This is a genomic window from Thiomicrospira sp. S5 (assembly GCF_003991075.1).
In the GTDB taxonomy this organism is placed as follows: Bacteria; Pseudomonadota; Gammaproteobacteria; order Thiomicrospirales; family Thiomicrospiraceae; genus Hydrogenovibrio; species Hydrogenovibrio thermophilus.
Map to the genome: position 1 here is coordinate 1,666,044 of NZ_CP014470.1, position 25,242 is coordinate 1,691,285.

General features: G+C 50.5%; 23 protein-coding genes. 6 read left to right on the forward strand and 17 right to left on the reverse strand.

The window, feature by feature from the left end; all coding sequences use genetic code 11:
- Positions 1 to 6: 6 nt before the first annotated feature.
- The 3 genes from fghA to AYJ59_RS07660 all read left to right on the forward strand — a co-directional run bounded on the left by fghA (position 7) and on the right by AYJ59_RS07660 (position 3,988).
- Positions 7 to 852, forward strand: a complete 846-nt coding sequence (fghA, locus tag AYJ59_RS07650) for an S-formylglutathione hydrolase (RefSeq protein WP_127119760.1) — start codon at positions 7 to 9, stop codon at positions 850 to 852.
- Between the two features lie 245 nt (positions 853 to 1,097).
- Positions 1,098 to 3,281: a VTT domain-containing protein gene (locus AYJ59_RS07655; RefSeq protein WP_127119761.1), complete on the forward strand. Its 2,184-nt coding sequence runs from the start codon at positions 1,098 to 1,100 to the stop codon at positions 3,279 to 3,281.
- Between the two features lie 8 nt (positions 3,282 to 3,289).
- The gene (locus tag AYJ59_RS07660; RefSeq protein ID WP_127119762.1) at positions 3,290 to 3,988 is read left to right on the forward strand and encodes an endonuclease/exonuclease/phosphatase family protein; all 699 of its coding nucleotides are present in this window, start codon (positions 3,290 to 3,292) and stop codon (positions 3,986 to 3,988) included.
- Here the strand turns inward: AYJ59_RS07660 and AYJ59_RS07665 are convergent.
- From AYJ59_RS07665 to AYJ59_RS07690, 7 genes are all read right to left on the reverse strand, one after another.
- Positions 3,943 to 4,290, reverse strand: a complete 348-nt coding sequence (locus tag AYJ59_RS07665) for a TfoX/Sxy family protein (protein WP_127119763.1) — start codon at positions 4,288 to 4,290, stop codon at positions 3,943 to 3,945. The genes AYJ59_RS07660 and AYJ59_RS07665 overlap by 46 nt on opposite strands.
- 28 nt (positions 4,291 to 4,318) lie before the next feature.
- A complete protein-coding gene (locus AYJ59_RS07670) occupies positions 4,319 to 4,882 on the reverse strand; it encodes a disulfide bond formation protein B (protein ID WP_127119764.1) in 564 nt (187 codons plus the stop codon).
- A 15-nt stretch (positions 4,883 to 4,897) separates the two neighbouring features.
- On the reverse strand, positions 4,898 to 5,056 hold the full coding sequence (locus AYJ59_RS12960; RefSeq protein ID WP_164730751.1) for a DUF5993 family protein: 159 nt from the start codon (positions 5,054 to 5,056) through the stop codon (positions 4,898 to 4,900).
- 95 nt (positions 5,057 to 5,151) lie between these two features.
- Entirely contained in the window at positions 5,152 to 5,859 is a 708-nt protein-coding gene (locus AYJ59_RS07675) for a DUF4336 domain-containing protein (protein ID WP_127119765.1), read from the reverse strand.
- A gap of 117 nt (positions 5,860 to 5,976) precedes the next feature.
- Positions 5,977 to 6,750 (reverse strand): DUF4395 domain-containing protein, encoded by a 774-nt coding sequence (locus AYJ59_RS07680; protein ID WP_127119766.1) that lies wholly within the window; start codon positions 6,748 to 6,750, stop codon positions 5,977 to 5,979.
- A gap of 208 nt (positions 6,751 to 6,958) precedes the next feature.
- Positions 6,959 to 7,291 carry a hypothetical protein gene (locus AYJ59_RS07685; protein ID WP_237260294.1) on the reverse strand — a complete coding sequence of 111 codons (333 nt, stop codon included), beginning with the start codon at positions 7,289 to 7,291 and terminating at the stop codon, positions 6,959 to 6,961.
- A gap of 123 nt (positions 7,292 to 7,414) precedes the next feature.
- On the reverse strand, positions 7,415 to 7,846 hold the full coding sequence (locus AYJ59_RS07690; protein ID WP_127119767.1) for an MliC family protein: 432 nt from the start codon (positions 7,844 to 7,846) through the stop codon (positions 7,415 to 7,417).
- Positions 7,847 to 8,023: 177 nt separating this feature from the next.
- Between AYJ59_RS07690 and purB the strand changes: the two genes are divergently transcribed.
- The 3 genes from purB (at position 8,024) to AYJ59_RS07705 (ending at position 11,891) form a co-directional block, all read left to right on the forward strand.
- Positions 8,024 to 9,421: an adenylosuccinate lyase gene (gene purB / locus AYJ59_RS07695; protein WP_029937978.1), complete on the forward strand. Its 1,398-nt coding sequence runs from the start codon at positions 8,024 to 8,026 to the stop codon at positions 9,419 to 9,421.
- A gap of 214 nt (positions 9,422 to 9,635) precedes the next feature.
- Positions 9,636 to 10,799, forward strand: a complete 1,164-nt coding sequence (locus AYJ59_RS07700; protein ID WP_237260295.1) for a cupin domain-containing protein — start codon at positions 9,636 to 9,638, stop codon at positions 10,797 to 10,799.
- A gap of 159 nt (positions 10,800 to 10,958) precedes the next feature.
- Entirely contained in the window at positions 10,959 to 11,891 is a 933-nt protein-coding gene (locus AYJ59_RS07705; RefSeq protein WP_029937976.1) for a DMT family transporter, read from the forward strand.
- Between the two features lie 13 nt (positions 11,892 to 11,904).
- Here AYJ59_RS07705 and AYJ59_RS07710 read toward each other — a convergent pair whose 3' ends face one another.
- From AYJ59_RS07710 to nusA, 10 genes are all read right to left on the reverse strand, one after another.
- Positions 11,905 to 12,624: an SIMPL domain-containing protein gene (locus AYJ59_RS07710; RefSeq protein ID WP_029937975.1), complete on the reverse strand. Its 720-nt coding sequence runs from the start codon at positions 12,622 to 12,624 to the stop codon at positions 11,905 to 11,907.
- A gap of 51 nt (positions 12,625 to 12,675) precedes the next feature.
- The gene (locus tag AYJ59_RS07715) at positions 12,676 to 15,588 is read right to left on the reverse strand and encodes an insulinase family protein (RefSeq protein ID WP_029937974.1); all 2,913 of its coding nucleotides are present in this window, start codon (positions 15,586 to 15,588) and stop codon (positions 12,676 to 12,678) included.
- Between the two features lie 109 nt (positions 15,589 to 15,697).
- The gene (gene pnp / locus AYJ59_RS07720; RefSeq protein WP_029937973.1) at positions 15,698 to 17,782 is read right to left on the reverse strand and encodes a polyribonucleotide nucleotidyltransferase; all 2,085 of its coding nucleotides are present in this window, start codon (positions 17,780 to 17,782) and stop codon (positions 15,698 to 15,700) included.
- Between the two features lie 305 nt (positions 17,783 to 18,087).
- Positions 18,088 to 18,354: a 30S ribosomal protein S15 gene (gene rpsO / locus AYJ59_RS07725; protein WP_029937972.1), complete on the reverse strand. Its 267-nt coding sequence runs from the start codon at positions 18,352 to 18,354 to the stop codon at positions 18,088 to 18,090.
- Positions 18,355 to 18,481: 127 nt separating this feature from the next.
- The gene (locus tag AYJ59_RS07730) at positions 18,482 to 18,973 is read right to left on the reverse strand and encodes a Crp/Fnr family transcriptional regulator (RefSeq protein WP_051673347.1); all 492 of its coding nucleotides are present in this window, start codon (positions 18,971 to 18,973) and stop codon (positions 18,482 to 18,484) included.
- Positions 18,974 to 18,983: 10 nt separating this feature from the next.
- On the reverse strand, positions 18,984 to 19,826 hold the full coding sequence (locus AYJ59_RS07735; protein WP_127119768.1) for a methyltransferase domain-containing protein: 843 nt from the start codon (positions 19,824 to 19,826) through the stop codon (positions 18,984 to 18,986).
- 5 nt (positions 19,827 to 19,831) lie between these two features.
- Positions 19,832 to 20,725 (reverse strand): tRNA pseudouridine(55) synthase TruB, encoded by an 894-nt coding sequence (truB, locus tag AYJ59_RS07740; RefSeq protein ID WP_127119769.1) that lies wholly within the window; start codon positions 20,723 to 20,725, stop codon positions 19,832 to 19,834.
- Positions 20,726 to 20,742: 17 nt separating this feature from the next.
- Positions 20,743 to 21,111: a 30S ribosome-binding factor RbfA gene (gene rbfA, locus AYJ59_RS07745; RefSeq protein ID WP_029937968.1), complete on the reverse strand. Its 369-nt coding sequence runs from the start codon at positions 21,109 to 21,111 to the stop codon at positions 20,743 to 20,745.
- Between the two features lie 118 nt (positions 21,112 to 21,229).
- A complete protein-coding gene (gene infB / locus AYJ59_RS07750) occupies positions 21,230 to 23,704 on the reverse strand; it encodes a translation initiation factor IF-2 (RefSeq protein ID WP_029937967.1) in 2,475 nt (824 codons plus the stop codon).
- Between the two features lie 18 nt (positions 23,705 to 23,722).
- A complete protein-coding gene (gene nusA, locus AYJ59_RS07755) occupies positions 23,723 to 25,210 on the reverse strand; it encodes a transcription termination factor NusA (RefSeq protein WP_029937966.1) in 1,488 nt (495 codons plus the stop codon).
- Positions 25,211 to 25,242: the final 32 nt, after the last annotated feature.

Here is a 25,242-nt window from a genome sequence, read left to right on the forward strand (position 1 = left end):
TAAAACATGAAACAGATAGAAAGCATTAAAGAATTTGGCGGTTTTCTCAACCGCTACACGCATTTTTCGGATAGCTGCAAATGCGAAATGACCTTTTCAGTCTATTTGCCGCCGCAAGCGGAAACACAACCCGTACCGGCTTTGTACTGGTTATCCGGCTTAACCTGCACAGACGACAATGTACGCGTTAAAGCGGGGGCACAACGTTATGCCGCCGAAAACGGCATTGCCTTGGTGATGCCGGACACCAGCCCTCGAGGGGACGAGGTGGCGGATGAACCCGATCGCTATGATTTAGGAAAAGGTGCCGGTTTTTACGTAAATGCCACTCAAGAACCTTGGGTGAAGCATTATCAAATGTATGATTACGTGACGGCTGAACTGCCCGATTTGATTGAGCAGAATTTTCCGGTGATGGCTGGCGTGAAGTCCATCAGCGGCCACTCAATGGGTGGGCACGGAGCTTTAATTTGCGCGTTAAAAAATCCGGGAGCGTTTCGATCGGTCTCGGCCTTTTCGCCCATTTGTCACCCTACGCAATGTGGTTGGGGGCAAGGTTGTTTTACGGCCTACCTAGGTAAAGAAAACCAATCTGATTGGGCCTCTTATGATGCGGTTGAATTGATTGAAAACGGCGCGTCTTGTGAACACATTTTGGTTGATCAGGGTACGGCGGATGAATTTTTAACCGAAGGTCAGTTACAGCCCGAAGCGTTGCAAAAAGCCTGTGACGCTAAAGGCATTAACCTGCAACTCAGAATGCAGGATGGCTACGACCACAGTTATCACTTTATCGCCACGTTTATTGGTGAGCATATCGCCTACCACGCTAAGGCCCTTTCGCAAAAATAACGCCTCCCCCTCGGCCGGCATTCCGCCGGCACGCCACTTGAATATCCCCAACCGGAAAGCGACAAACGTCGCCAACCGGTGTCACTCTGATCCTCTCCGAAACAAGCTCCATTCATTGGTCGTCTCATAACCCTGAATCCAGTAATCAGGTCATTCCCGATTGGCTTTCTGACCTTGGGCGGTTATCCTGTTTCAATCAGACCATGATTCATCAGGGCCATTCATCAGGTTTTTAAGGATATTCTATGCACGATATGATTGGGGAGAGGCGCACTTCAATCCTCACCCCTGGCGAAAATTGCTGGCAAAAAGTGAATGCGAACCGTGCCGCGGTGGCCATTGATGGCGAAGCCTATTTTCGCGCGGTTCGTGAAGCCATTCTTTCGGCGCATGATTCGGTGTTCATTCTGGGGTGGGATTTGCACAGTCGATTAAAGCTGGTAAGAGACGACTCTGACCATGAGCACCCAACTGAACTGGGCGAATTACTGGATTTCGTCGCACGAGAACACCATGTCGATGTTTTTGTGCTGACCTGGGACTTTGCGTCCATCTATACATTGGAACGCGAAAGCCGCCCTTCGTACGTGTTTAACAAAAAAACCCACTCGCGTGTTCATTTTCATTTAGACAGTCAGCACCCGGTTGGCGCTTCTCAACACCAAAAGGTCGTGGTCGTTGACGATCGTGTGGGCTTTTCCGGCGGCTTTGACCTGAGCAAATGGCGCTGGGACACTCCTGAACATGCCATTGACGACCCGAGACGACAAGACCCAGACGGCAAGCCTTATCCCCCTTTCCACGATGTTCAAATGCTCGTGGATGGCGATGCGGCTAACGCTTTAGGGCAGCTGGCACGCAAACGCTGGCAACGTGCGACCGGAACTCAAATGGCCCCGGCCGCCCCGGCTCAACCGGATTCGCCAAATGCGCCGGACAATGACCTAGAGCATGATCCTTGGCCCGCTTCCATAACGCCATTGATGCGTAATGTGCCCGTCGGCATTGCACGAACACAGGCGCAATATCGTGGACACCCCGCGGCCCAGGAAGTGAAACAACTTTATCTGGACAGTATTTCAGCGGCCAAGCACTTTATTTATATCGAAAACCAATACCTGACATCGAATGCGATTCAACAAGCGCTCGTTGCGAGTTTACAGCTTGAAAACGGCCCCGAAATCATCATCGTGATGCCGGAAAAAACCGGCGGATGGCTTGAGCAGCATACCATGGATGTATTGCGTGCCCGTCTGGTCAAAAAACTGCAGGAAGCCGATCACGCAAACCGTTTGCGGTTGTATTATCCGCAACTCGTAAGCGATACGGATGTCTCTTTAATGGTTCATGCCAAGTGTATGATTATTGATGATTGCATGCTTCGGGTGGCATCCTCCAACCTCAGCAACCGTTCGATGGGGCTGGACAGTGAGTGCGATCTTTTCATTGAAGCGGAAATCGAATCAGAGGCCTATTACGCGATTCAAAAAATCCGGCGCACCTTGATGAGTGAACACCTAGGTATCGACACTACGACACTGCAAAACAGTGAAGCGGAACATCCATCGTTGATTCGCGCGATTGAATCGCTCCAAGGCACCGAGCGCACCTTACAGACGCTGAATACAAACGTCACACCGGAAGTCGATCAACTGGTGCCCGAATCCGCCCTAATCGACCCTGAACAGCCGTATCACCCCGATCATCTTGTGAACCATTTCGTGCCGAATAAAGACAAACCCCATACGGCCCGGCATTTTCTAAAAGTCACGTTGCTATTGACGATGTTATTGGTTTTGGTCGCCGTATGGCGCTGGACGCCGTTAAGCGACTGGCTGAATATCGACCAGATGATGCGCTATATCACCTTACTGGAATCGCAATCACTTGCGCCCTGGCTTGTGATTCCAATATTTGCCGTCGCCGCCACGCTCGCCGTGCCCTTAACCCTATTGGTGGTGGCCGTGATATTGGTCTTCGGGTCTTCGCTGGGGTTTGCCTATGCCTTGTCGGGGGCTCTTCTCAGCGCGGTTATGTCCTATTGGGTGGGTCAATGGGCCGGACACGGACTGCTGAAACGTTACGCGGGGAATCGTTTGCATCGTATCAGCCAGAAGCTATCCAAACGTGGTGTTTTAACGATTATTACAATGCGCGTCATCCCAATCGCACCTTTTGCGGTGATTAATGTGGTCGCTGGCGCCTCCCACATTCGCTTACGGGATTTCATATTAGGATCTTTCATTGGTTTTTTACCCGGTATGGCGGCCATTGCGCTGTTTACCGACAAGGTGTTACGCTCAATAAAAGAGCCAAGTGGCATCAACCTCATTTGGCTGGTCTTTTGGGTGGTGGTGATTGTTTTGATGATGTTTGGACTGCGTAAATGGCTGCGCCATAAATCCCGGAAACGCGAGCAAGGACAATAACGAAAACCATGAACATCAAATTAGTCAGCTGGAACCTGCATCGCTGTATCGGTCATGATGGTCAGCAATTCGTCGAACGTTGCGCGGCGGTACTTCAGGAAATCAATGCCGACTTGATTGTCTTGCAGGAAGTGGAGTCTTGCCCAGGCCATGAATTTGACGCGCTGAACCATTTAGCACAAGCGACCCAATGCACCGCCCTGGCGGGCAACACCATGAAGTTAGGCGACAGTGATTACGGCAATGCTGTCCTGACACGGCTTCCCTATCAAGACGTCCGGTCGCATGATCTCAGTGTGACCGGCCGCGAACCTCGAAAGGCAATGGATGTTTCTTTCACACTGGACGGTATTCGGTTACAACTGGTGGCGACCCACCTTGGCTTACGGCCATCAGAACGCCGCGAACAAGTGGAACGTCTATTAACGATTTTTAACGATAATGCTCATGACGTTGTCATACTGGCTGGTGACCTGAATGAATGGTGGTTATGGGGACGACCGTTACGAGCCTTACATAGTCGCTTCCCGGACACGCCCTTTCGACGAACCTGGCCAACGAAATTACCGATGTTGTCATTGGATCGTATATGGGCCGCCCCTCGCCCCGTATTGAAAAGTTTAAACACTCACCGCAGCCCGTTGGCCAAACAAGCTTCCGATCACTTACCCCTTGTGGCCGAGCTTGACCTTAACGCCGCTTCATAAGCTCTTTCAGCCCACTCTTTGGCCTCTTCCGGATCATCGAAAATAACCTCCGGCGCCGCATAATAAGATAATTGCACCCGGCCCCCATCCCGTGAATACTCGAACGGCAGCAACTCTTGCTCGATAAACGTTTGCGCCGATTCATCGTCCGTTTTCAAAAACAATTCGTTACCGGACACCAACCCAAGCATCACCCCTTGATGATACAAGCCATAACCGCCGAACATTCGTTTGGCCTCAATGGCGCCGAACAACGCAAACACATCATTTAATGTCGACAGGAAATCATTGGAGGTTTTCATGACGGTCGTTTTCGGCTCAGTGCGTTATTTATGACGAAAGCCAGCGATACTGAGTCGGATTATCCGGACATTCCTGCAAACCACACTCCAATAAAACCGTCGCCACATCCGCAAACAGCATCACACTCAATGCCACAAATGCCAACCAACTGAATCGTTGAAACGCTATAGAGGTATCCGCGCTTTGTTTCAGCGCATACTGTCCGGCATAGCTCATCACGATGGCGATATAAATCACCGCCACCACGGCGATGACAAACACCCAGGTGTACATATGCAATCCCAGTACGGCCGAACCATAGCCTTCCGAATCATTAATGTGCAAACTGACTTGACGCAACGCAATGAGCCCGGTCAAAACCGCCGCCAGCAATGACAATCCATAATGGCCGGGATGCGCGCCGTATCGTAAATTCAGCATAAAACCGAATGCGATGGCCAACAGCCCCATGCGCTGCAACAAACATAAAGGACACGGCAGTTCGTCCAGGAACAACTGATAATAAAACGCTGCGGCGATGATCAGGCAAATGCCAAGAATTTCAACGATACTTTTCCATTTGAACAGATTGGGAAAGGTAAAAAATGACATAAACGACAACGGCCTTTAAAAATGCAACCCGAGGTGATCGGTTGCATGTTGCAGGAAAACCGCCAACGCCACCACCAGAAAAACCATGAACAAAGCAATGCCCGCTTTGCGGTGATACCAAGCCGTGACCGTCGCAATAAACAACAGGCTGAACGCAATTAGAATTCCCGGCACCGAATCACCTCGTAAAATGGATAAACGTTGATTATAGACTGAATTCCCTAAATCGCCCAGGCCTGGTGTTTATTCAGGATTGAATGCGAATCAAATTATGCTTTTAAGACTTTTTTCCAAGCCTCGGACAAGATGTCATTGACACCTTCTTCAATGGTTTCACCATGCGCAATAATCACCCTTTCCGCCTGCCAGCCCAGAATTTTATGCAATGCCGTCTGAACGATTTGTTTATTTCCCCAGCCCATTTGATATTCCGGTGCAGGCTTAGGTTTATTCCACATTCTGAAAACAAACTTCCACCAGAATCGCAAAACCCAATTGGCATGATGCCGGTAGTCGTCACCAATATTTTCCAGTAAATCAACGAGAATCAAGGTCTTGGAAGGTTTATGGAAAAAAGCGACTTCCCACATATATTTGGTGCCACTCACCACCACTTGGTCGATTTCATTCGCCCATCTCGGATCCGGTTTATTACCGAGTATCCAGTCAAAGGGAATATCCGGTCGTTTTCTTTCCAAACCCGGGCATAAAAAAGTTTCCGCTTGCGGATACTTCGCTTGAAAATCCATCACGAATAAATGGTGATAACTGCCCGGCGCAACAATGTATTTCACCGGGCCAATGTCATCAATCTGCTGCCGGATAGCATCGGTTATTTTGCAGGGATCATGAATAAGCAGATCGCCATTTTCCAAACGGATAATGGTCATCCGCCCAAACAAATCCATACCCTCAAACCTAATTGGGTATTCAAGCAACCATACTTGATTTTTTACATATTCCGTTAAGGCTTCCATTGATGCGCTTTAAATTCTCCATTCATATTAAATTAGACATAATACGTATATTCTAATATGACGGATGAATTTAAAGCAAAAATAACCAGGCCTGGACGATTTAGGGCAAACGGTTGATTAAGCCTTGTCTTTGGCCTCGCCGTCTTTTAAAGCTTTTTCGGCGGCTTTGCGTTCTTCAATCCAGGCGCGTTGGTCGAAGTCGACGTTCATACAGTCATAACAGTGCTGCTTGAAAATATGCAATTTGGCCAGCAACCAGTGCATTTTACAGCCCAGGCAGAAACCGAATACCGCTTCCATCCACATCAGCAGGAAACAGATGCCCACCAGCAACGGAATGAAGTCCGGCATCCAGTTCTGGTCGGTTGGCAGAATCTGCGAACCGAACAAGTCGTTGACGAAACGCGCCGCGGTATCCGGGTTAAAGAACAGCAAACACAAGGTAATCAGCGTGGCGCCAATCAGCCAGGCGAAACGTTTGGGTTTCAGCGGCTCCCATTTCGGGCGGATATTACGGGTTAAAAAGGTGGCGATGTGAATGGTCGGCGACAAATAAGCGGTGCGGATGAACATGCCGACAATCATTTCGAACATGCCGTACAGCAGAATCAGACTGGGAATGGTGTAGTCGAACGGCGTGCGGAAGGCTTGCACATTGAAGATGGTGCGCCAATCGTCGGTCACGTCAAAGGTCTCTTCCACCATAGTGTTCGGCAATACCGTCCAGGTCGGAGCCAGTACGGTGGTGAACAGAACGATGACCATGTAAATCGGCAGAATCAACATCAACCCCGCTCGCATTTGAACCGCGTATTTATTGATGAAAACAATCTCTTCCGATTTATCTCGGAACCACAGGTTTTTAAAGTGGTATCTCAAGTAATCCAACATTTTTTATCCTTTTTAATCATCTCTCTCGTCGAGATAAGAACGTAAGCATAAAAACCTAGAGCGGAATTATCAATCAGGATAAACCCTAAATTTTCTTACTCGCGCATAACAAAACATTATCAAATGCTTATATAGTCACTTATATATTCTTTATACGGCCTTACATATCGCCGTTTTCAGCCAGGCCTGGTGAGTTTGCCTCTTGCCATTAAATCACTTCCAAAGCGACATTCAGAAACCATTTTGGTTTCATACGACCGAAATCGGTTCGCAGGTGTTGTTTCAATGTCGCTTTGGAATCCAGGACATACGCCTGACCATCCGCCTGACGGATAAACACCACCCAGTGCCAAAACGGTCGGTCGTTTTCCAAATGCCATTTAATCGCCAATAAAGCGCAATCCGGCAAATCATGCCAAGCGGTGAACGGTACCGGCTCCGGCTGAACGCCAATGCCAAGTTCGCCCAGCAATCCCACCACCCAATCGGTGCTTGACCACAAACGTTTATCCGCAGCGGAAATGCCCATTTGTGCGGCCACGCGTTTGGCTTAGGCATAAGAAATGCGCGCCAGTGCCGCCGACGCGGCAATGCCGCACCCGGTGGCCTCCTCCTGTACCACTGGCGACCATTTCATCGGCAAGTCCGATTTGGGTTTCATGACTTAATCGTCCACCTGACACAATTTTTCCAATACCTTCGCGCCACCTTGCTGGCCGGGCGGGAAGTAACTTAAAAAGCCTCTGTCGCCAACCCGGTGCCAACGCAGACTGTTTTGCTCGTCCAGTGCCAGATACTTCACACTGTCACCCGAGGCGCGATACGGCTTCATCAACCGCATGACACCGTCGTAATCGATCACCGCCAAATGGCCTTGCGGTTCGATGTTCATGTAAATCACCGTCACCTTCTTACCGGAACTGCATTTGTAATGCACTCGATCGCTTTCCCAACGGAACTCGCGGTTGCGTCCTTCAAAATGGGTTTCCCCTTTTTTTTCCTCAAACCCGGCTGCCTGCGCCGTCGGCAAAACTGCCAGGCCTGGCGAAAACAATAGCACCGCCAGACAGAAGCTTTTCACTCGTTTGAACACCATCTTTTTCTCCCTTGTGTTGCGCTTGCACAGCGTGAATATGCATCAAGCATGAATCAAACCATTATGGCCGATGGCTTTCGACCGCATCAAGCGCATCCGGAAGAATTTTTTGTGTCACATCGGTTATAATGGGCGCAAATTTTTCAAGCATTATGAAATTAAAAAGGAAGCCAACGGATGCAACTTTCAGAACTTACCGCTATTTCACCTGTCGATGGTCGCTATGGTGCGCGTTTGTCCAACCTTAAAGAGATTTTCAGTGAGTACGGTCTCATCAAAAATCGTGTGAAAGTGGAAGTGTCCTGGTTGCGTATGTTGGCCAACCACCCGGGCATTCCGGAAGTTCCGGCTTTGAGCCAGGAAGCGGAAAGCCATTTGATGAAATTGGTGGACGAATTCACCTTGGACATGGCACAACGTGTCAAGGACATCGAAAAAACCACCAACCACGACGTGAAAGCGGTGGAATACCTGATCAAGGAACACTTCGGCGACAATACCGAACTGAACGCCATCGGCGAGTTCGTGCACTTTGCCTGTACGTCCGAAGACATCAACAACCTGGCCTACGCTTTGATGTTGAAAGACGCGCGTTCCAGCGTCATCGTGCCTGAAATGCAAACGCTGGTCGATAAAATCGCTGAAATGGCGACCGAAATGGCCGACATTCCGATGATGTCCCGCACCCACGGTCAGCCGGCTTCCCCGACCACCGCCGGTAAAGAATTCGCTAACGTCGCTTACCGTTTGCAACGTCAAATCAAGCAATTGATGAACGTGCAGATCATGGGTAAAATCAACGGTGCCACCGGCAACTACAACGCTCACTTGGCGGCCTACCCATCCATCAACTGGTATGAACTGACCGAGCAATTCGTGCAAAGCCTGGGCTTGGCGTGGAACCCTTATACCATCCAAATCGAACCGCACGACTACATTGCGGAATACTTCCACGCCATGCAGCGTTTCAATACGATTTTGATTGATTTCGACCGCGACGTCTGGAGCTACATCTCCATCAACTTCTTCAAACAAAAAACCGTCGCCGGCGAAATCGGTTCTTCGACCATGCCGCATAAGGTCAATCCAATCGACTTCGAAAACTCCGAGGGCAACCTGGGCATCGCCAATGCCATTTTCGACCACCTGGGTCAGAAGCTACCGATTTCGCGCTGGCAGCGTGATTTGACCGACTCCACGGTTCTGCGTAACCTGGGTGTGGGCGTGGCGCACACGATGATTTCCCTGCAAGCCACCTTGAAAGGTTTGAACAAATTGGAAGTCAATGCGCAAGCCATGGCCGACGACCTGGACAATAACTGGGAAGTGCTGGCGGAAGCGATTCAAACCGTCATGCGTCGTTACGGCATCGAGAAGCCGTATGAAAAGTTGAAAGAACTGACGCGTGGCCGTCGCGTCAACAAGGAAATCATGCAGGATTTCGTCGATACCTTGGAATTACCGGAAGAAGCCAAGCAAACGCTGAAAGAAATGACCCCGGCGTCTTACATCGGTAATGCCGCACAGCAGGCGCAAAACATCGAATTGGCGTTGACCATGTTGAAAGGCCGCTAAACGGCGCCCCATCAACCCAAAGGTTCTTCATTTAAAAACCGGCTTTCAGGCCGGTTTTTTTATATCCGACTTCCGGTTCTTTTCGAATATTTCGACCAGGCCTGGCCGTATTCAAAGGTATACGCCTTGGAGATGACGTCCCCGCCAAGAATCATCGTCAGCCCAAGCTTTAACCGTTATAATTGCCCTAATTTTTCAACCAAATACTGAGCCGATGACGATGATTGATTTCAATGCGCTAAGCAAAACCGACTTCTTAAGCCACTACTGGCAAAAAAAACCCTTGCTGATTCGCAACGCCCTGCCGGGGTTCACACCACCGATTTCCGCCGAAGAATTGGCCGGGTTATCACTGGAAGAAGAAGTGGAAAGCCGCATTGTCATCCAGCACAGCGACACCGATTACGAACTGAAAAAAGGCCCCTTCCCGGAAAGCGTATACCAGGAACTGCCGGAAGAAAACTGGACATTACTGGTGCAAGGCATGGATCGTTTAATACCGGAAATCAATCAGTTACTGAATGAATTTAACTTCATTCCTCGCTGGCGAATCGACGACATTATGGTCAGTTATGCGGCGGTTGGCGGCAATGTCGGTCCCCACTACGACCACTATGATGTTTTCTTGTTGCAGGCGCAAGGCGAACGCCGCTGGCAATTGTCGTCACAAAATTGCACACCGGAAAATTACATCGAAGGGGTGGATTTACGATTGATGAAAAAATTTGACGTGGAAGACGATTATGTTTGCCAACCAGGTGACATCTTGTATCTCCCTCCGAAATGGGGTCACCACGGCGTCGGCCTGACCGACGACTGCATGACATTTTCCATCGGTTACCGCAGCTACCAAGGTCAAGAACTGTGGGACAGCTTTGGTGACCATTTATCGGAAATGTCCGCCTTTCAGGCCATTTACCAAGACCCGACCTGGTCGGACAACCTCAATCCCGGTGAAGTCACCAACAATGCGGTGGAACAAGCACAGGCCCTGCTGACATCGGCGCTGCAAGATAAAGACTTACTGCAAACCTGGTTTGGCCGCTTTGCCACCCAATTAGACCAGGAAGCCTCACGCCAACTGCCAGAACCCTTAAGCGAAGATGAAACCCCGGAATTCGAGGATTTCTGTACCGCTCTGACCGAATGCGACGGCATGGAAAAAGACCCGGTATGCCGCTTCGCTTACGCTCAAGTGGCCAACGAGACCTTGCTTTACATCAACGGTGCCATTTGGGACAAACAAGGTGCCGAAGACAGTTTTATCGCCGCTTTATGCAATCAAAGCGAACTGTCGCCAAACGATTTGCAGGCCGCGGCCAATCAAGCCTTGCTATTTGATTTGTGGCAATTGCAATATCTGGTGTTTATCGAATAATATTCAAATAACCTGAAAACGGCCAGGCCTGGTCGTTTTTTATATTCCGACAGTTTTGTATACAACACCATAAAAACCCCACGAAAACACGCTGTTCTTTTTATTCACCGCCGCGTAGAATATTTTTTCTTTTTTTGTCCCCTTATTTGGAACCCGATCATGACCCGCAGCCTGATGATGCAAACCGCCCTTTTGACCTTTTTATCCGTCACTGCGTTTGCCGCCAATGCCGTCATTTGCCGTTGGGCGCTGGACCACCAACTGATTGATCCGGTCAGCTTCACCAGTTTGCGTTTGGGTTCCGCCGCACTGTCTTTGTTTGCGGTCATGACGTTGATGCATTGGTCAAACCGCCGCCGTCAAACCACCATCGCCCAGCCGACGTCAAAAACCAATCACGGCTCCTGGTACGCGGCCGTGGTACTGTTTCTATATGCCCTGACGTTTTCTTACGGTTACGTGGCAATCAGCACCGCGACCGGTGCATTGGTCTTGGCCGCGGTGGTGCAATTCACCATGATTGGTTATGCCTTGCGCAAAGGCGACAAACTGCATTCGGCGGAGTGGATTGGCGCGGCGGTGGCGTTGGTCGGATTACTGTATTTGGTTTACCCGAAACTGACCACGCCTTCCTGGTGGGGCTTGGTCATGGTGATGGCGTCGGCTTTTACCTGGGCTTTGTACACCCTGAACGGTCAAAAATCGTTGAAACCCCTGTCGGACACGGCGTTTAACTTTTATCGTACCCTGCCGATGATTGCCGTCGCCAGTGTATTGAGCCTGTTGTTCATCGGAGATCAGGTATTTATGACTTCAAAAGGATTTTGGCTGGCGGTGATTTCCGGGGGCGTCACCACGGGATTGGGTTATATTTTATGGTACACGGCCTTGCCGAGATTGTCGGCCAGTCTGGCCTCCGCCACGCAATTATTGGTGCCGCTCATCGCCGCTTTCGGGGCGACTTGGTTGATTGATGAGCCGATTACGCTGCGGTTTATGATTGCCGCGGCCTTAATGCTGGGCGGCTTAGGCCTGGTGCTGCACGGTCGGAACGAACACCGTAAAACCGCGCTGAAAAGCACCGCGGCCTAACCCGGCAACAGGCTTAATCCGACAAATAATATTCCACCGTTGATACAACCCGCACTTTCTTGATTTGCGGGTTGTTACGGTCACGCGCCCGAATACTGAATTGCCCTTGGGATGCGCGTTTGATTTTGCCCAGCTTGCTATCCGAATCGGCGGCGAACTTCTCTGCCACCTGACGGGCCTTTTTGGTGGCTTCCTCGATCATTTCCGGCTTCACGTCATTCAAACGGGTGAAAATATACTCCGTCTGACCTTCATAACCGCCGCCGGTCAAAACAATGCCCTCTTTCCCTAACGCCGATAACTCTCCCATCACTTGACGCACGCCATCGACATTTTTGGAATAGACCGTCACCGTCTGACGTGCAATGAATCGAAACTCCGGTTTAGGGCCGTTGCCGTAACTCTGAGCGGACTTATCGGTAATATTCGGCGTCGAAAAACTGATTTCGCTGTCCTGAATGCCATTTTTGATGAGAAAACGCTTGATGGTTTGTGAATTATCGTCGATAGAACTGTACAGTGCCTGAACATCATTCTCCGCCACACTGAACGCAATCGGCCAAATCACAATATCGGCCTTGTATTCTCGCTCCGCCAGACCTTTGACCGTCACGACACGGTCATACTGCTTCACGTCGATCGCCGCATTGGCCAGAATCAGCCCGAGAGAGGACAGCCCGAGAAAGATGAAAAAACCCAGTGCCAAAGCACCGGTGCGTTGGTTCGCTTGCATATTGACTCCCTTGGGCATTCGCCTCACTGGTTGTATTAAAGCCTAACGATACTAAAGCGTGATGATTTCAAATCCGTTGTCTTTGACTGTATCGCTCATACCGCTATGCGTCAACACGGCGGACGAGGCGACATCCGATTTCAAATAACGTTCGGCCACGGAACGAATGTCGTCGAGCGTGGTCGATAAGACCCCTTCCCGATACTGTTTGCGCATTGCGTGTGTGCGACCATACAACTGCTGATAAAACGCCTTGCGCGCTTCACCGGCCGGTGAACCCGGTTTGTCCATGGCACTGATGACATTCAGAATTGCTTCGTCCACTTTCGCCTGGGTGGCGTCTTCGCTCAAGACCCAATCCAGCGCACGGTCGAAGTCGGCATAGGTTTCCATCAAACGCGGATCACGATACGAATAGAACACAAAGGTGCCGGCTTCCGCATTGTAACTGGCGCCACCACCGTAAGCCCCGCCTTTCTCGCGGATTTCGGAATGCAGGAAGCCATTGCGCAAACAGGCACCGAGAATCGACAGTTTCGGCGCGTCTTCATGTCCGGCGGTCACCGCCGGATACGATTTGGCGCAGAAATTTACCTGCGTGCTGGTCACCCAGGCCTGGTGAATTGGAGTGTGCGGCACCGCCAACTGCAATCCGTTACCGATTGCGTTTGTCGATAAAGCGCCTTGCCATTCCGAGATGCTGGCGATGCCGGAATCCAACCCGGTTTCATCCGAAATCACCAGCGCTTGCTTGGAGGCCTGCAACAATTTTTGCTGGATACGGCCGAACAATTGACTGATGCGTTCCAGTTCGCCGTCGGTCTCCAGCGATTTGTAAATCGACTTGATGGTTTGAATGCCGGCGAAGCCGGAACGCTTAAAGTTCCAGTTCGCCACCGGCGAGGCCGTTTGGTTGGCGGCCGACATGGCCAAACCATGCCCGTTACCGGTAATGCCATGATCCATCGACGAACGGATTTGCCCGATTAAATCGCGAATACGATCGAATTCGTCAAAACGCACCTGCTCCAACGTTTCCAACATCAAATCGGCCAGGCCTGGCTGATTTTTATTCAGAGCCTTGCCGGACAAAATGAAGTGGCTGTAAAACGCATCACGGTCATGCAGGTTGGCTCGTACCGTCGATTTGGCACTCAAGCCACCGGTAACCGCCGCTTGCAAAGATTGGGTTTCCAGATAGTCGCGTCCGGCGGAACCCAGCTCCGTCATGCAGGCATTGAATAATGGTAAAACCGCTTGTTCGTCTTCGGTGAAATCGGGTAGATCCAAAATCATCTGCAGGTAACTCAAACCGTTGGTCCCGGCCTGATAGGCCGTTAAATGACTTTCAGAGTCGGATTTAACTGGTTGAATATCCTTAATTTCTGATGGGACATCCTCTTTGGTCACTTCCGGCAGGATCGACGCATCATCTAACTGTTCCTGACGTGCTTTCAAGGCCAGAGAGCGCTCAACTATCGCGTGTTTGTCCGCGTCACTCAAATCATCCTGAATGCGTTTCAGCTTGGCTTTTTCGTCCGCATCCTGTTCGGCCGACAGTTTATCGTCCGGCGACAAGGTCAGGCGCACACGGTGTGGGTTATCCAGAATCCATTCTTTAATCAAGTTCGGAATGAAATTCGGGTCGGTGACTTCATCGCGTAAAGCTTGCAATGCCGCATCCGTATCCAATAGCGCAATCGGATCGCCTTCGTGCATGGCGCCTGCCAGAGATTGCAGAATCAGCTGTAAGCCGTATGGATAAGAATCGCCGCCGATTTCACGCTGCGACAATTCCAATTGATGCAACATCGCCTCGACCTGATCCGTGTCGATGCCGTCACGTACAATGCGCTCCAGCGTCTCCAGAATCAAGGTTTCGATTTCGTCTGCATGTTCCGCTTCGGAACCCTGTACACCGGCCACAAAAACCATTTCCTTATTGGAGTCTTCCAAACCGCATAGCGGCGACGGCGCGGTGGCCAAATGCGATGCTTCCAATGCTTGACGCAAAGGCGACGCACTGTTGTCGAGCAGCACGGCGGACAGCAAATGTCCCTTCAGAACGTCCATCGGGTTCTGGTTTTCACCCAGTAACCAGCCGAGCACAATGTGGGTTTTCTTCGACAAATCGTCTTCATTCAAGGCATAACGGTTTTCAAACTGCATCGGCTGAGTGTAGCGTTTTTCCTTGCCGACCATAATGCGTTCCACTTGCTCGTTAAAGCGATGCAATGCCAGGCTTTCAAACTGGGTTTGATGCTCGGCGGCGGAAATATCGCCATAAGTCATAAACACCGAATTCGATGGATGATAATGGTAACGATGGAATTCCACCAATTGCTCATAGGTCAAATCCGGAATATCTTTCGGATCGCCACCGCTGTTGTAGTGATAAGTTGACGTCGGATAGATTTCCGCGGAAAAGGTTTGCCAAAGCGTCGAAACCGGCGAACTCATCGCGCCTTTCATTTCATTGAACACCACGCCTTTATAGGTCAGATCGGAAGTTGGATCGTCCATCTCCGAAAACTCTAAACGGTGCCCTTCCTGAGCGAAATCCAACGGATCAATGTTCGGAAAAAACACCGCATCCATATAGACTTCCAACAGGTTCTGGAAATCCTTACGGTTTTCGGTCGCAAACGGATAAGCGGTCCAATCACTGGAAGTAAAGGCGTTCATAAAGGTATTCAAGGAACGACGAATCATCATGAAAAACGGGTCGCGCACCGGATATTTTTCACTGCCGCACAAAACGGTGTGCTCCAGAATGTGCGCCACACCGGTGGAATCCATCGGCACGGTCCGTAAAGCGACCATAAAGACGTTTTGCGGATCGTCCGCCGCCAAGTGGTAATGCTCGGCTCCCGTAACCTTGTGCTTGAAATGCTGAACGGTAATATTCAACGATTCGATAAAATGCTCGGTGATGAATTCAAATGCAGGATGATTCTTTGACATAGTCCCTTCTTAATCGCCTTCTGGATCTTTCATAAATGCTTTCAACAAAAAAGGCCGACAAATGCGGCCTCTTTCAATACAACGTAACGGCCATGACCGTTATGGACGGTTACACTTCCTTGATGGACAGTTTAACGCGTCCTTGCTTGTCGATGTCAATCAAACGTACCTGAATTTCCTGACCTTCTTTCAGATATTCATTGACGTCTTCAACACGTTCGTCGGCAATTTGCGACACATGCACCAAGCCTTCTCGACCCGGCATATACGACACAAACGCGCCGAAATCAACGATTTTAACGACCTTCGCATCGTAGACCTTACCGATTTCCGGCTCGGCCGTGATTTCGGCAATGCGTGCCTTCGCGGCTTCCGCAGACGCATCATCCACGGCGGCGATTTTCACGTTACCGTCGTCGTCGATTTCGATGGTAACACCGGTTTCTTCAGTGATGGAGCGAATGGTCGCGCCGCCTTTACCGATGATTTCACGCACTTTCTCCGGCTTCACTTTGATGTTAAAGAAGCGTGGTGCCGTGCTGGCCACACTGACGTTCGAGGCGGTGATGGCTTTATCCATCTCTTTCAGAATGTGCAAACGCCCGTCTTTCGCCTGACCTAAAGCGATTTCCATGATTTCACGGGTAATACCGGTGATTTTGATGTCCATCTGCAAAGCGGTCACGCCCTGCTCGGTACCGGCCACTTTAAAATCCATGTCGCCCAGGTGATCTTCATCGCCCAAAATGTCGGACAAGACGGCAAAACCGGATTCCTCTTTTACCAAGCCCATCGCGATACCCGCAATCGGCGCCGCAATCGGCACACCGGCATGCATCAATGACATGGAGGTACCGCACACCGTGGCCATGGAAGAGGAACCGTTGGATTCGGTGATTTCCGATACAACACGAATGGTGTATGGGAATTCTTCAGACGTCGGCAACAACGCCGAAACCCCGCGGCGCGCCAACATGCCGTGACCGATTTCACGACGTCCCGGCGAACCGACACGACCACATTCACCCACGGAATACGGAGGGAAGTTGTAATGCAGCATGAAACGGTCCGAATAGGAACCGGTCAGTTCATCGACAATCTTAGCGTCCTTTTCGGTGCCCAATGTCGTCACAACCAATGCCTGAGTTTCACCACGGGTGAACAAGGCGGAACCGTGCACTTTCGGCAATACACCGACCTGACAATCGATTTGACGAATGGTCTGAGTATCACGTCCGTCGATACGCGGTTCACCGGCAATAATGCGACCACGCACGATTTCTTTCTGCAACTTCCCGACCATTTTCTCAATGTCGCCCGCCTCGTAACCGTCGGCGTTCTCTTCCGTTGCTTCCAACGCATCCATTGCTTTGGCTTTCGCCGCGTCGATGGCGGCATAACGGTCCATCTTATCGGCAATCGAATAAGCCGCTTCGATATCGCTGCGAATCAAATCGTAGACTTTGTCTTTCAATTCGGTGTTTTCTGCCGCCGCTTCCCAGTCCCATTGAGGTTTACCGACTTCCGCCTTCATTTCTTTGATGGCGTCAATAGCGACTTGCATTTGATCGTGACCGAACATCACCGCACCCAACATGACCTCTTCGGACAATTCGGCCGCTTCGGATTCCACCATCAAGACCGCTTCGGATGTCCCGGCGACGCTCAATTCCAAATCGGAATCCAACAATTCTTCACTGGAAGGGTTCAACAAATAGTCACCGTCTTTATAACCGACAACCGCCGCACCAATTGGCCCGTCAAACGGAATGCCGGAAATGGCCAAGGCTGCAGACGTTCCCAGCATGGCCGGGACTTCGGTGCCGACTTCCGGATCCAAGGAAACCACGGTGGCAATGATTTGCACTTCGTTCATGAAACCTTTCGGGAACAACGGACGAATCGGACGGTCAATCAAACGTGAAGTCAGGGTTTCTTTTTCGGAAGGACGACCTTCACGCTTCAGGAAACCGCCTGGAATTTTACCGGCAGCATAAGTTTTTTCCTGATATTGAACGGTCAACGGGAAAAAGTCCTGCCCCGGTTTCGCGCTTTTGGCCCCAACCGCCGTCACCAATACTTGGGTGTCGCCCATTGCGACCATCACCGCACCATCGGCTTGGCGGGCGATTTCACCGGTCTCTAAACGAACTTGATGCTTTCCATACTGGAAAGACTTAACGTACTTTGCCATACATTTTTTCCTTATCAGGTGACGACCGAATCGATCCTGTCATTCAGCCAGTGAAACCTGAATCACCAGGAACTTTAAAGCGTAAAGCTACTGAGGATTCAGGCTTGTCTCGGTTTCCGGCCCTAGGATTATCGGGGGTCGTCGGAGGTCAATTACAAATTAAAACAGTCGAGACATTTTACAATAAATCCCCCGACAAACAACCGACCGAACGCATTTATCCCAAAACTTTTTCGGGGCGCTTTCGACGGTGTTCAGGCAAAAAAAAACCCCGCAGTGCGGGGCTTTTTTGACAGCGAAGTCGATTACTTACGCAGACCAAGCTTTTTGATCAAATCAAAATATCTCGGTGCATTTTTCTTATGCAAGTAATCCAGCAACTTACGACGACGGCTAACCAAACGCAATAGACCGGTACGAGAGTGGTTGTCGTGGATGTGTGACTTGAAGTGGTTCGTCAAATAAGTGATACGGTGTGTCAACAAGGCAACTTGTACTTCCGGAGAACCGGTATCGCCTTCTTTAGTTGCGTATTCAGCAACGATTTTGGCTTTATCTTCAGCTGTTAGCATGGTTTTATCCTTTGATAAATCGGTTTATAAAAATTCCCATTCCGCAACCGATGGCAGAATGAAAACGTGAATTATACATAAACAAATCGGCTTGTCCATGCTTATATTCACGAAAAGGCTTAAAAAATCAGTGTCTTCCGAAGCCGACCATATAGTGTTCGAAATGCGACAGATCGTTACTCAAGGCACGAATCAAATGGTCCAGACTCACCACGGCATTTTCGACCAGATTCACCGCAATGTACGGATGCTCCACTTTCAAGCGATCGTACATAGGGCGCTTGATTTCCAACAAAATCACTTCCTTGGACATGGCGAACATTTTCAACATGCGTGGCTTACGGTCGAAAAACGACATCTCACCAATCAAGTTGCCCGGCCCCTGATAGCCGACTTCCGCCTCGTCTTGACCGTCATTGACGGAAAAGCCGACCTTGCCTTTCACAATGAAAAACATCGAATCGCCGACATCGCCCATATCAAAAATCACGTCGCCTTTTTTCAGGTTCTTTTCCTGTAAGAACTGCGACATCACCTCGACATCGGCACGCGTCAAGGATTCGCAAATGGCGTTGCTCTGGAAATAATCGAACAGATCGGAAGGGGTCATTTCTTGCATAGTGAGTCTCTTAAGTTTTCTTTTGTGCGATAAAAGACGAAACCGGACGCCCGTCTTTCAATGTGTCTATTTTATCAACAATTATCGTGAAGTCGGAAAAGGTTTTTGCCAACTCGCCGCGTTTTAAAATAAAGTTCGGTTTTTTCGGTGAACCAAACGCTTCCACGCCCTCGACAAAGGTTTGCATCACCACCAGGCCACCGGGACGAATCGCTTGGCGCAACCTCGGAAACAGGTCGCGATTCAAGTAACGCATCATCACCACCATATCCACCGGTTCATTCGGCAAACAACCGGTTTCGCCCAACGAACAGCGTTTCCAATCTACGGTCACGCCCTGCCGTTCGGCAAATCGCCGGGCACGGGACAAAACCGCTTCCTGTTGATCGATGGCCGTCACCTCAAGACCCTGTTGCGCCATATAAACCGCATCGCGGCCGCCGCCGCAACCGATGTCCCAAAGGCGTTGCGCCGAAGTTGAATGAGACGTCGAAGCGAAGCATTCTGACGATTCCACCAACCAGACCAATAAAGGGTTCGGCTGCCACAGCCGTTTGGAGGCCAGCCCGGAAACCGCCAGGCCTGGTGATTTTTCCAATTCGCTTAAACAAGCGGTTTCATCCAATGCTTTGACAATGTCATAACCTTTTTCGCTCAGAAAAGCGCTGGCTTCGGCCAGGTCAGCGGCCTCGCCCATCAACTGCAAGGCCGCCGGGCGCGGTGGCAGTTCCGACAAACGCTCTTTCAAATCCGGCCAGGGTAAATGCGTCGCACCACGGAAGTGAGCGGATGCATAGCTGTCGGCCGGCCGCAAATCGACTATTGGAAGCGTTTCATCAAACGACGCAGGCATGTGAATCAGTCCGCCAAATTAAACAGACGTTTCGGCTTGAGCAGATTTTTTTCCGTTTGCCATTCACCCACGCCGATGAAACGCTGCTGCGGATCATAGAAACGCACCAACTCCGTCTCCGGTTTCGCCACCGCCAATTTACCACCGTGCTGAATCGTCCGCGTATCGGCTTCGTTCAAATACATGGCTTGCAAGTGCTGCAATGGCAAATCCAACGGTTGCAGATGGGCGGCCAAATCCTGTTCGATGGTTTCCAGTGTCGCCATATCGTCACCGCGCAGGCTGCCGGTTTGAGTGCGATGCAAAGCCGTCAAATGCCCGAGTGTTCCCAGCGCTTTGGCGATTTCTTCGCCCAGTGTACGAACATAGGTGCCTTTGGAACAAAAGACCTCGAAGGTGATTTCAGTTGGGTGAAAATCAATGAGCGTCAATTCGTGAATGGTGATGGGGCGTGCCACCCGCTCCACTTCCACGCCTTTACGGGCGTATTCATACAGCGGAATACCTTGATGCTTCAATGCGGAATACATCGGTGGCACCTGCATGATATCGCCCTCGAATTCCGTTAAAACCGTTTGAATGGTGTCGGCGGTCAAGGACGGTACTTCTACGGTTTGCAGCGGATTACCGTCCTTATCTCCGGAATCGGTTTCGACGCCGAGGCTGAGCGTGGCGATGTAACGTTTATCGGAATCCAACAACAAACCGGAAATTTTAGTCGCCTCACCAAAACACACCGGCAATAGGCCCGTTGCAAACGGATCCAAAGCGCCGGTATGGCCGGCTTTTTTGGCGTTGTACAGTCGTCGTACCTGCTGCAAAATACCGTTGGAGGTGACGCCCTCCGGTTTATTGAGCAAGACGATGCCATCAACGGCTTGCCATTGTTTTTTTGCCATAAGAACCCGCTCGACGCTTACTTTTTGTTCTGGTGCAAGGCTTTGAAAATCAGTTCTTCAATGTGACTGGCGTTTTCCGCCACCGTGTCATAGAAGAAACGGATTTCCGGCGTAATGCGCAGTTTCATGCGTTTACCGATTTCGGAACGGAAGAATCCTTTGGCTTTTTCCAATGCCTTGATGGCATCCTGAGCCGCCGGATCATCTTCGTTTGCCCCGATAATCGTAAAGTACACCGTCGCGATGCTTAAATCCTTGGAAATCTTACACTCGGTGATATTGACCTTTTCCAAACGCGGGTCTTTGGTATCACGGTGCAGAATTTCACTCAACGTCTTGCGGATTTCCAACGCCACCCGGGTCGGTCTGCTGACTTCGTCGTTCATAATATCTTCTCTTCATAATTGGCGATTGCGCCAAACAACAATGCCCCTCTCGGGGCACTGAAAAAATAGTCGAATTGTCGTGGCCTGTTCCGTCAAAAACGGCCAGGCCTGGCAACCATTAACTTAAGGTACGCTTGACCGCAACGCGTTCGTAGACCTCGATCTGGTCGCCGACTTTCACGTCATTGTAGTCTTTCACACCGATACCGCATTCCATGCCTTGACGGACTTCCTGAACATCGTCCTTGAAGCGACGCAAGGATTCCAAAGCGCCTTGGTAAATCACCACGTTATCACGCAACACGCGAATCGGGTTGTTACGCTTGACGATGCCTTCGGTTACCATACAACCGGCAATCAAGCCGATTTTCGGTGCTTTAAAGACATCACGCACATCGGCCACACCAATGATTTCTTCCTTGAAGTCCGGTTCCAGCTTCCCTTCGATGGCACGTTTCACTTCATCGACGATTTCATAGATGACACTGTAATACTTCAGGAAAATACCTTCGTTGTCAATCAAACGCTTGGCTTTCGCATCGGCACGCACGTTAAAACCGAAAATCAACGCATCGGAGGCCAAGGCCAAGTTGGCGTCGGTTTCGGTAATCCCGCCCACACCGGAGGAGATAACCGATACTTTGACTTCGTCGTTGGACAATTTGACCAACGCGTCCACAATCGCTTCGATGGAACCTTGCACATCCGCTTTCAAGATGATGTTGACGTTTTGAACTTCGCCCTCTTCCATCTTGTTGAACATGTTGTCCAACTTGGCTTTCTGCTGACGGGCAATTTTCATTTCCTTGTGCTTGCTTTGACGGAACATCGCCACTTCACGGGCTTTACGTTCACTTTCGACCGTGATCATATCGTCACCCGCCACCGGCACTCCGGACAGTCCCAGAATTTCGACCGGAATCGACGGACCGGCACTTTTCACCTGTTCGCCGTTTTCGTTCATCAGGGCACGCACCCGGCCATATTCCATACCGCACAACGCGATGTCGCCTTTTGACAAGGTACCGGCCTGAACCAATACCGTCGCTACCGGCCCACGCCCTTTATCCAAGCGAGACTCGACCACGACGCCCTTCGCAGGGCCTTCCAACGGCGCTTCCAGCTCCAGGATTTCCGATTGCAACAAAATGGCGTCCAGCAAGTCATCGATGCCTTCTCCACTTTTCGCGGAAACACGGATGAACTGGACATCGCCGCCCCATTCTTCCGGCACGACTTCTTCATTGACCAGCTCCTGCATAACACGATCCGGGTTGGCGCCTTCCTTATCCATCTTGTTGATGGCGACCACCATGCCCAAATTCGCCGCTTTGGCGTGCTGGATGGCTTCTTTAGTCTGTGGCATCACACCGTCATCGGCAGCGACCACAATGACCACCACGTCAGTGACCTTGGCACCACGTGCACGCATCGCCGTAAAGGCTTCGTGCCCCGGGGTATCGATAAAGGTGACGCCACCGTGCCCGGTTTCAACATGATAAGCACCGATGTGCTGGGTAATCCCGCCGGATTCGCCATGTGCGACCTTCGCTTTACGAATGTAGTCCAGCAACGACGTCTTACCGTGGTCAACGTGACCCATAATGGTGACCACCGGCGAGCGCGTAACGGTTTCGCCCGTGTATTCTTGATTCACCACATCGTCTTCGATTTGGTTTTCGTTGACTAACACCGGCTTATGCCCCATTTCCTCAACCACCAGCTGGGCCGTTTCCTGATCCAACACTTGGTTGATGGTGACCATGCTCCCGAAGCCCATCATGGTTTTGATGACTTCGGTGGCTTTGACCGCCATCTTGTCGGCCAAATCGGCTACCTTAATGGTTTCGCCCAACTGTACTTCACGAACCTGTTTTTCAACCGGCTTTTGGAAACCGTGTTCGTTCGAGGACGGCGAGGTCTTCTTGTGCCCGCCTTTATGTCGACGACGGCCGAAAGACTGTTCATCGGACATGGCCAAGGTTTTCTTGGACAGTTTTTCTTTCGGCTTAGGTTTACCTTTGTGCTTCGGTTCGTCTTTTTCGTCGACCTTGGCTTTAGTGGTCTTACCTTTTTTGTCGTGCTTACCTTTCTTATCTTTGGCCTCCGCAACCGGTTCCGGTGCGACGGCTTCAATGATTTCTTCCGTCGATAAGGCTTCTTCCGGTTGAGCGGTTTCTTCCGACGTCGTCTCGGCCACTGTGGTTTCCGGCGTTTCGGCCGTTACCACTTCGTCCGGCACCGGTGTTTCCACCGTTTCCTCGATGACTTCCGGTTCTTGCTCTTCAGCGGTTTCCGGCTTTTTCACATAGGTTCGTTTCTTACGAACTTCCACATTCACGGTGCGTTTACCGGAACCGGAGGACAGGTTCAGCTTCTGAACCTGTTTACGCTTCAAAGTCACCTTTTTCGGTGTGTCGACTTTCTCGCCGTGCAGACCTTTCAAATAATTCAGAAGGGTCATTTTTTCGTCATCAGACAGAAAATCCGCTTCTTTTTTACCGGACACCCCAGCGTTTTCAAGCTGAGACATCAGCTTATCGACTGATAATTTCAGTGTTTCAGCAAACTGTTTTATGGATACTTCAGACATACAATCGTGTCCTCCTAATTATTCGAACCATGGTGCGCGTGCTTTCATAATCAACTCACTCGCGGCCTGCTCGTCCATTTCGACCATTTCCAACAACTCGTCCGTTCCGAGTTCCGCCAGATCTTCCTGAGTGACGATACCTTGAGCGGCAAGCGATTTCGCCAGCTCTTCCGTCATCCCTTCCAGATCCAGCAGGTCTTGTGCAGGTTCAGCCATAGCTGTCTTTTCTTCATTCGCAATTGCTTGAGTCAAAAGCGCATCCTTGGCTCTTTCTTTCAATACGGAAACGATATCGTCGTCAAAGCCGTCGATTTCGAGCATTTCCGCAGTCGGCACATAAGCCACTTCTTCAAGCGTCGTAAAGCCTTCGGCCACCAAGACTTCCGCCAAGTCTTCGTCCACGTCCAGGCTGTTCACAAACAAAGCCATCTGGCTTTGCGATTCGGTTTCGTGTTTTGAAGCCATGTCGCTTTCGGACATGACATTCAATTCCCAACCGGTCAATTCGGTCGCCAGGCGGATATTCTGACCGTTTTTACCGATGGCTTGCGATAGTTGTTCGTCGTCCACCGCCAAGTCCATGGTGTGCTTATCTTCATCGACCATAATGGAGGTGACTTCGGCCGGCGCCATGGCGTTGATCACGTACTGGGCATCATTGGAATCCCAAAGCACGATGTCGATACGCTCACCGTTCAATTCATTGGTCACCGCTTGCACACGGCCACCGCGCATACCGACGCAAGCACCGATTGGATCCAATCGTGGGTCGTTGGCACGAACCGCTACCTTGGCACGTAATCCGACATCACGCGCCGCGCTCATGATGTCAATCAAATCGTCACCGATTTCCGGCACTTCGATTTTGAACAATTCAATCAGCATTTCCTTACAGGCTCGCGACATGAAAATTTGCGGCCCGCGAGGACGGAACGAAACGTCTTGCACATAGGCACGAACGCGATCGCCCATTTTGAATACTTCACGGTTAATCAACTCGGAACGCGGGATAACCGCATCGACATTGTCGCCCAAATCCAAAATCACATCGCCACGGTCGATACGCTTCACCTGACCGGTCATGATCTCACCGACTCGTTTGGCGTATTCTTCCACCACTTTTTTGCGCTCGGCTTCGCGTACTTTCTGGATAATGACCTGCTTAGCGGTCTGAGCGCCGATACGGCCGAATTCAATCGACTCGATCGGTTCTTCAATATATTGTCCCGGTTCAATGTGCGGTTCGATTTCAACAGCATCCATATGACGCATGTACCAACCGACATTGTCTTCGATTTCGACATCGTCTTCGATCACTTCCCAGCGACGGAACGTTTCGTAGTCCCCTGTGTGACGGTCAATAGAAACGCGGGCATCAATTTCGTCATTGTGGCTTTTGCGAGTCGCGGTCGCCAGCGCAGCCTCAATGGCTTCGAAAATAATATCCTTATCCACGCCTTTTTCGTTGGACATGATTTCAACAACGGCTAAAACTTCCTTACTCATTTCTATTTCCTCAAAAGTAGGGGCTAAATTTT

What these genes read in the sequence shown, in the direction of transcription:
- fghA (WP_127119760.1), top strand. Translation starts at nt 7, where the DNA reads ATGAAACAGATAGAAAGCATTAAAGAATTTGGCGGTTTTCTCAACCGC.
- AYJ59_RS07655 (WP_127119761.1), top strand. Translation starts at nt 1,098, where the DNA reads ATGCACGATATGATTGGGGAGAGGCGCACTTCAATCCTCACCCCTGGC.
- AYJ59_RS07660 (WP_127119762.1), top strand. Translation starts at nt 3,290, where the DNA reads ATGAACATCAAATTAGTCAGCTGGAACCTGCATCGCTGTATCGGTCAT.
- AYJ59_RS07665 (WP_127119763.1), bottom strand. Translation starts at nt 4,290, where the DNA reads ATGAAAACCTCCAATGATTTCCTGTCGACATTAAATGATGTGTTTGCG.
- AYJ59_RS07670 (WP_127119764.1), bottom strand. Translation starts at nt 4,882, where the DNA reads ATGTCATTTTTTACCTTTCCCAATCTGTTCAAATGGAAAAGTATCGTT.
- AYJ59_RS07675 (WP_127119765.1), bottom strand. Translation starts at nt 5,859, where the DNA reads ATGGAAGCCTTAACGGAATATGTAAAAAATCAAGTATGGTTGCTTGAA.
- AYJ59_RS07680 (WP_127119766.1), bottom strand. Translation starts at nt 6,750, where the DNA reads ATGTTGGATTACTTGAGATACCACTTTAAAAACCTGTGGTTCCGAGAT.
- AYJ59_RS07690 (WP_127119767.1), bottom strand. Translation starts at nt 7,846, where the DNA reads ATGGTGTTCAAACGAGTGAAAAGCTTCTGTCTGGCGGTGCTATTGTTT.
- purB (WP_029937978.1), top strand. Translation starts at nt 8,024, where the DNA reads ATGCAACTTTCAGAACTTACCGCTATTTCACCTGTCGATGGTCGCTAT.
- AYJ59_RS07700 (WP_237260295.1), top strand. Translation starts at nt 9,636, where the DNA reads ATGACGATGATTGATTTCAATGCGCTAAGCAAAACCGACTTCTTAAGC.
- AYJ59_RS07705 (WP_029937976.1), top strand. Translation starts at nt 10,959, where the DNA reads ATGACCCGCAGCCTGATGATGCAAACCGCCCTTTTGACCTTTTTATCC.
- AYJ59_RS07710 (WP_029937975.1), bottom strand. Translation starts at nt 12,624, where the DNA reads ATGCAAGCGAACCAACGCACCGGTGCTTTGGCACTGGGTTTTTTCATC.
- AYJ59_RS07715 (WP_029937974.1), bottom strand. Translation starts at nt 15,588, where the DNA reads ATGTCAAAGAATCATCCTGCATTTGAATTCATCACCGAGCATTTTATC.
- pnp (WP_029937973.1), bottom strand. Translation starts at nt 17,782, where the DNA reads ATGGCAAAGTACGTTAAGTCTTTCCAGTATGGAAAGCATCAAGTTCGT.
- rpsO (WP_029937972.1), bottom strand. Translation starts at nt 18,354, where the DNA reads ATGCTAACAGCTGAAGATAAAGCCAAAATCGTTGCTGAATACGCAACT.
- AYJ59_RS07730 (WP_051673347.1), bottom strand. Translation starts at nt 18,973, where the DNA reads ATGCAAGAAATGACCCCTTCCGATCTGTTCGATTATTTCCAGAGCAAC.
- AYJ59_RS07735 (WP_127119768.1), bottom strand. Translation starts at nt 19,826, where the DNA reads ATGCCTGCGTCGTTTGATGAAACGCTTCCAATAGTCGATTTGCGGCCG.
- truB (WP_127119769.1), bottom strand. Translation starts at nt 20,725, where the DNA reads ATGGCAAAAAAACAATGGCAAGCCGTTGATGGCATCGTCTTGCTCAAT.
- rbfA (WP_029937968.1), bottom strand. Translation starts at nt 21,111, where the DNA reads ATGAACGACGAAGTCAGCAGACCGACCCGGGTGGCGTTGGAAATCCGC.
- infB (WP_029937967.1), bottom strand. Translation starts at nt 23,704, where the DNA reads ATGTCTGAAGTATCCATAAAACAGTTTGCTGAAACACTGAAATTATCA.
- nusA (WP_029937966.1), bottom strand. Translation starts at nt 25,210, where the DNA reads ATGAGTAAGGAAGTTTTAGCCGTTGTTGAAATCATGTCCAACGAAAAA.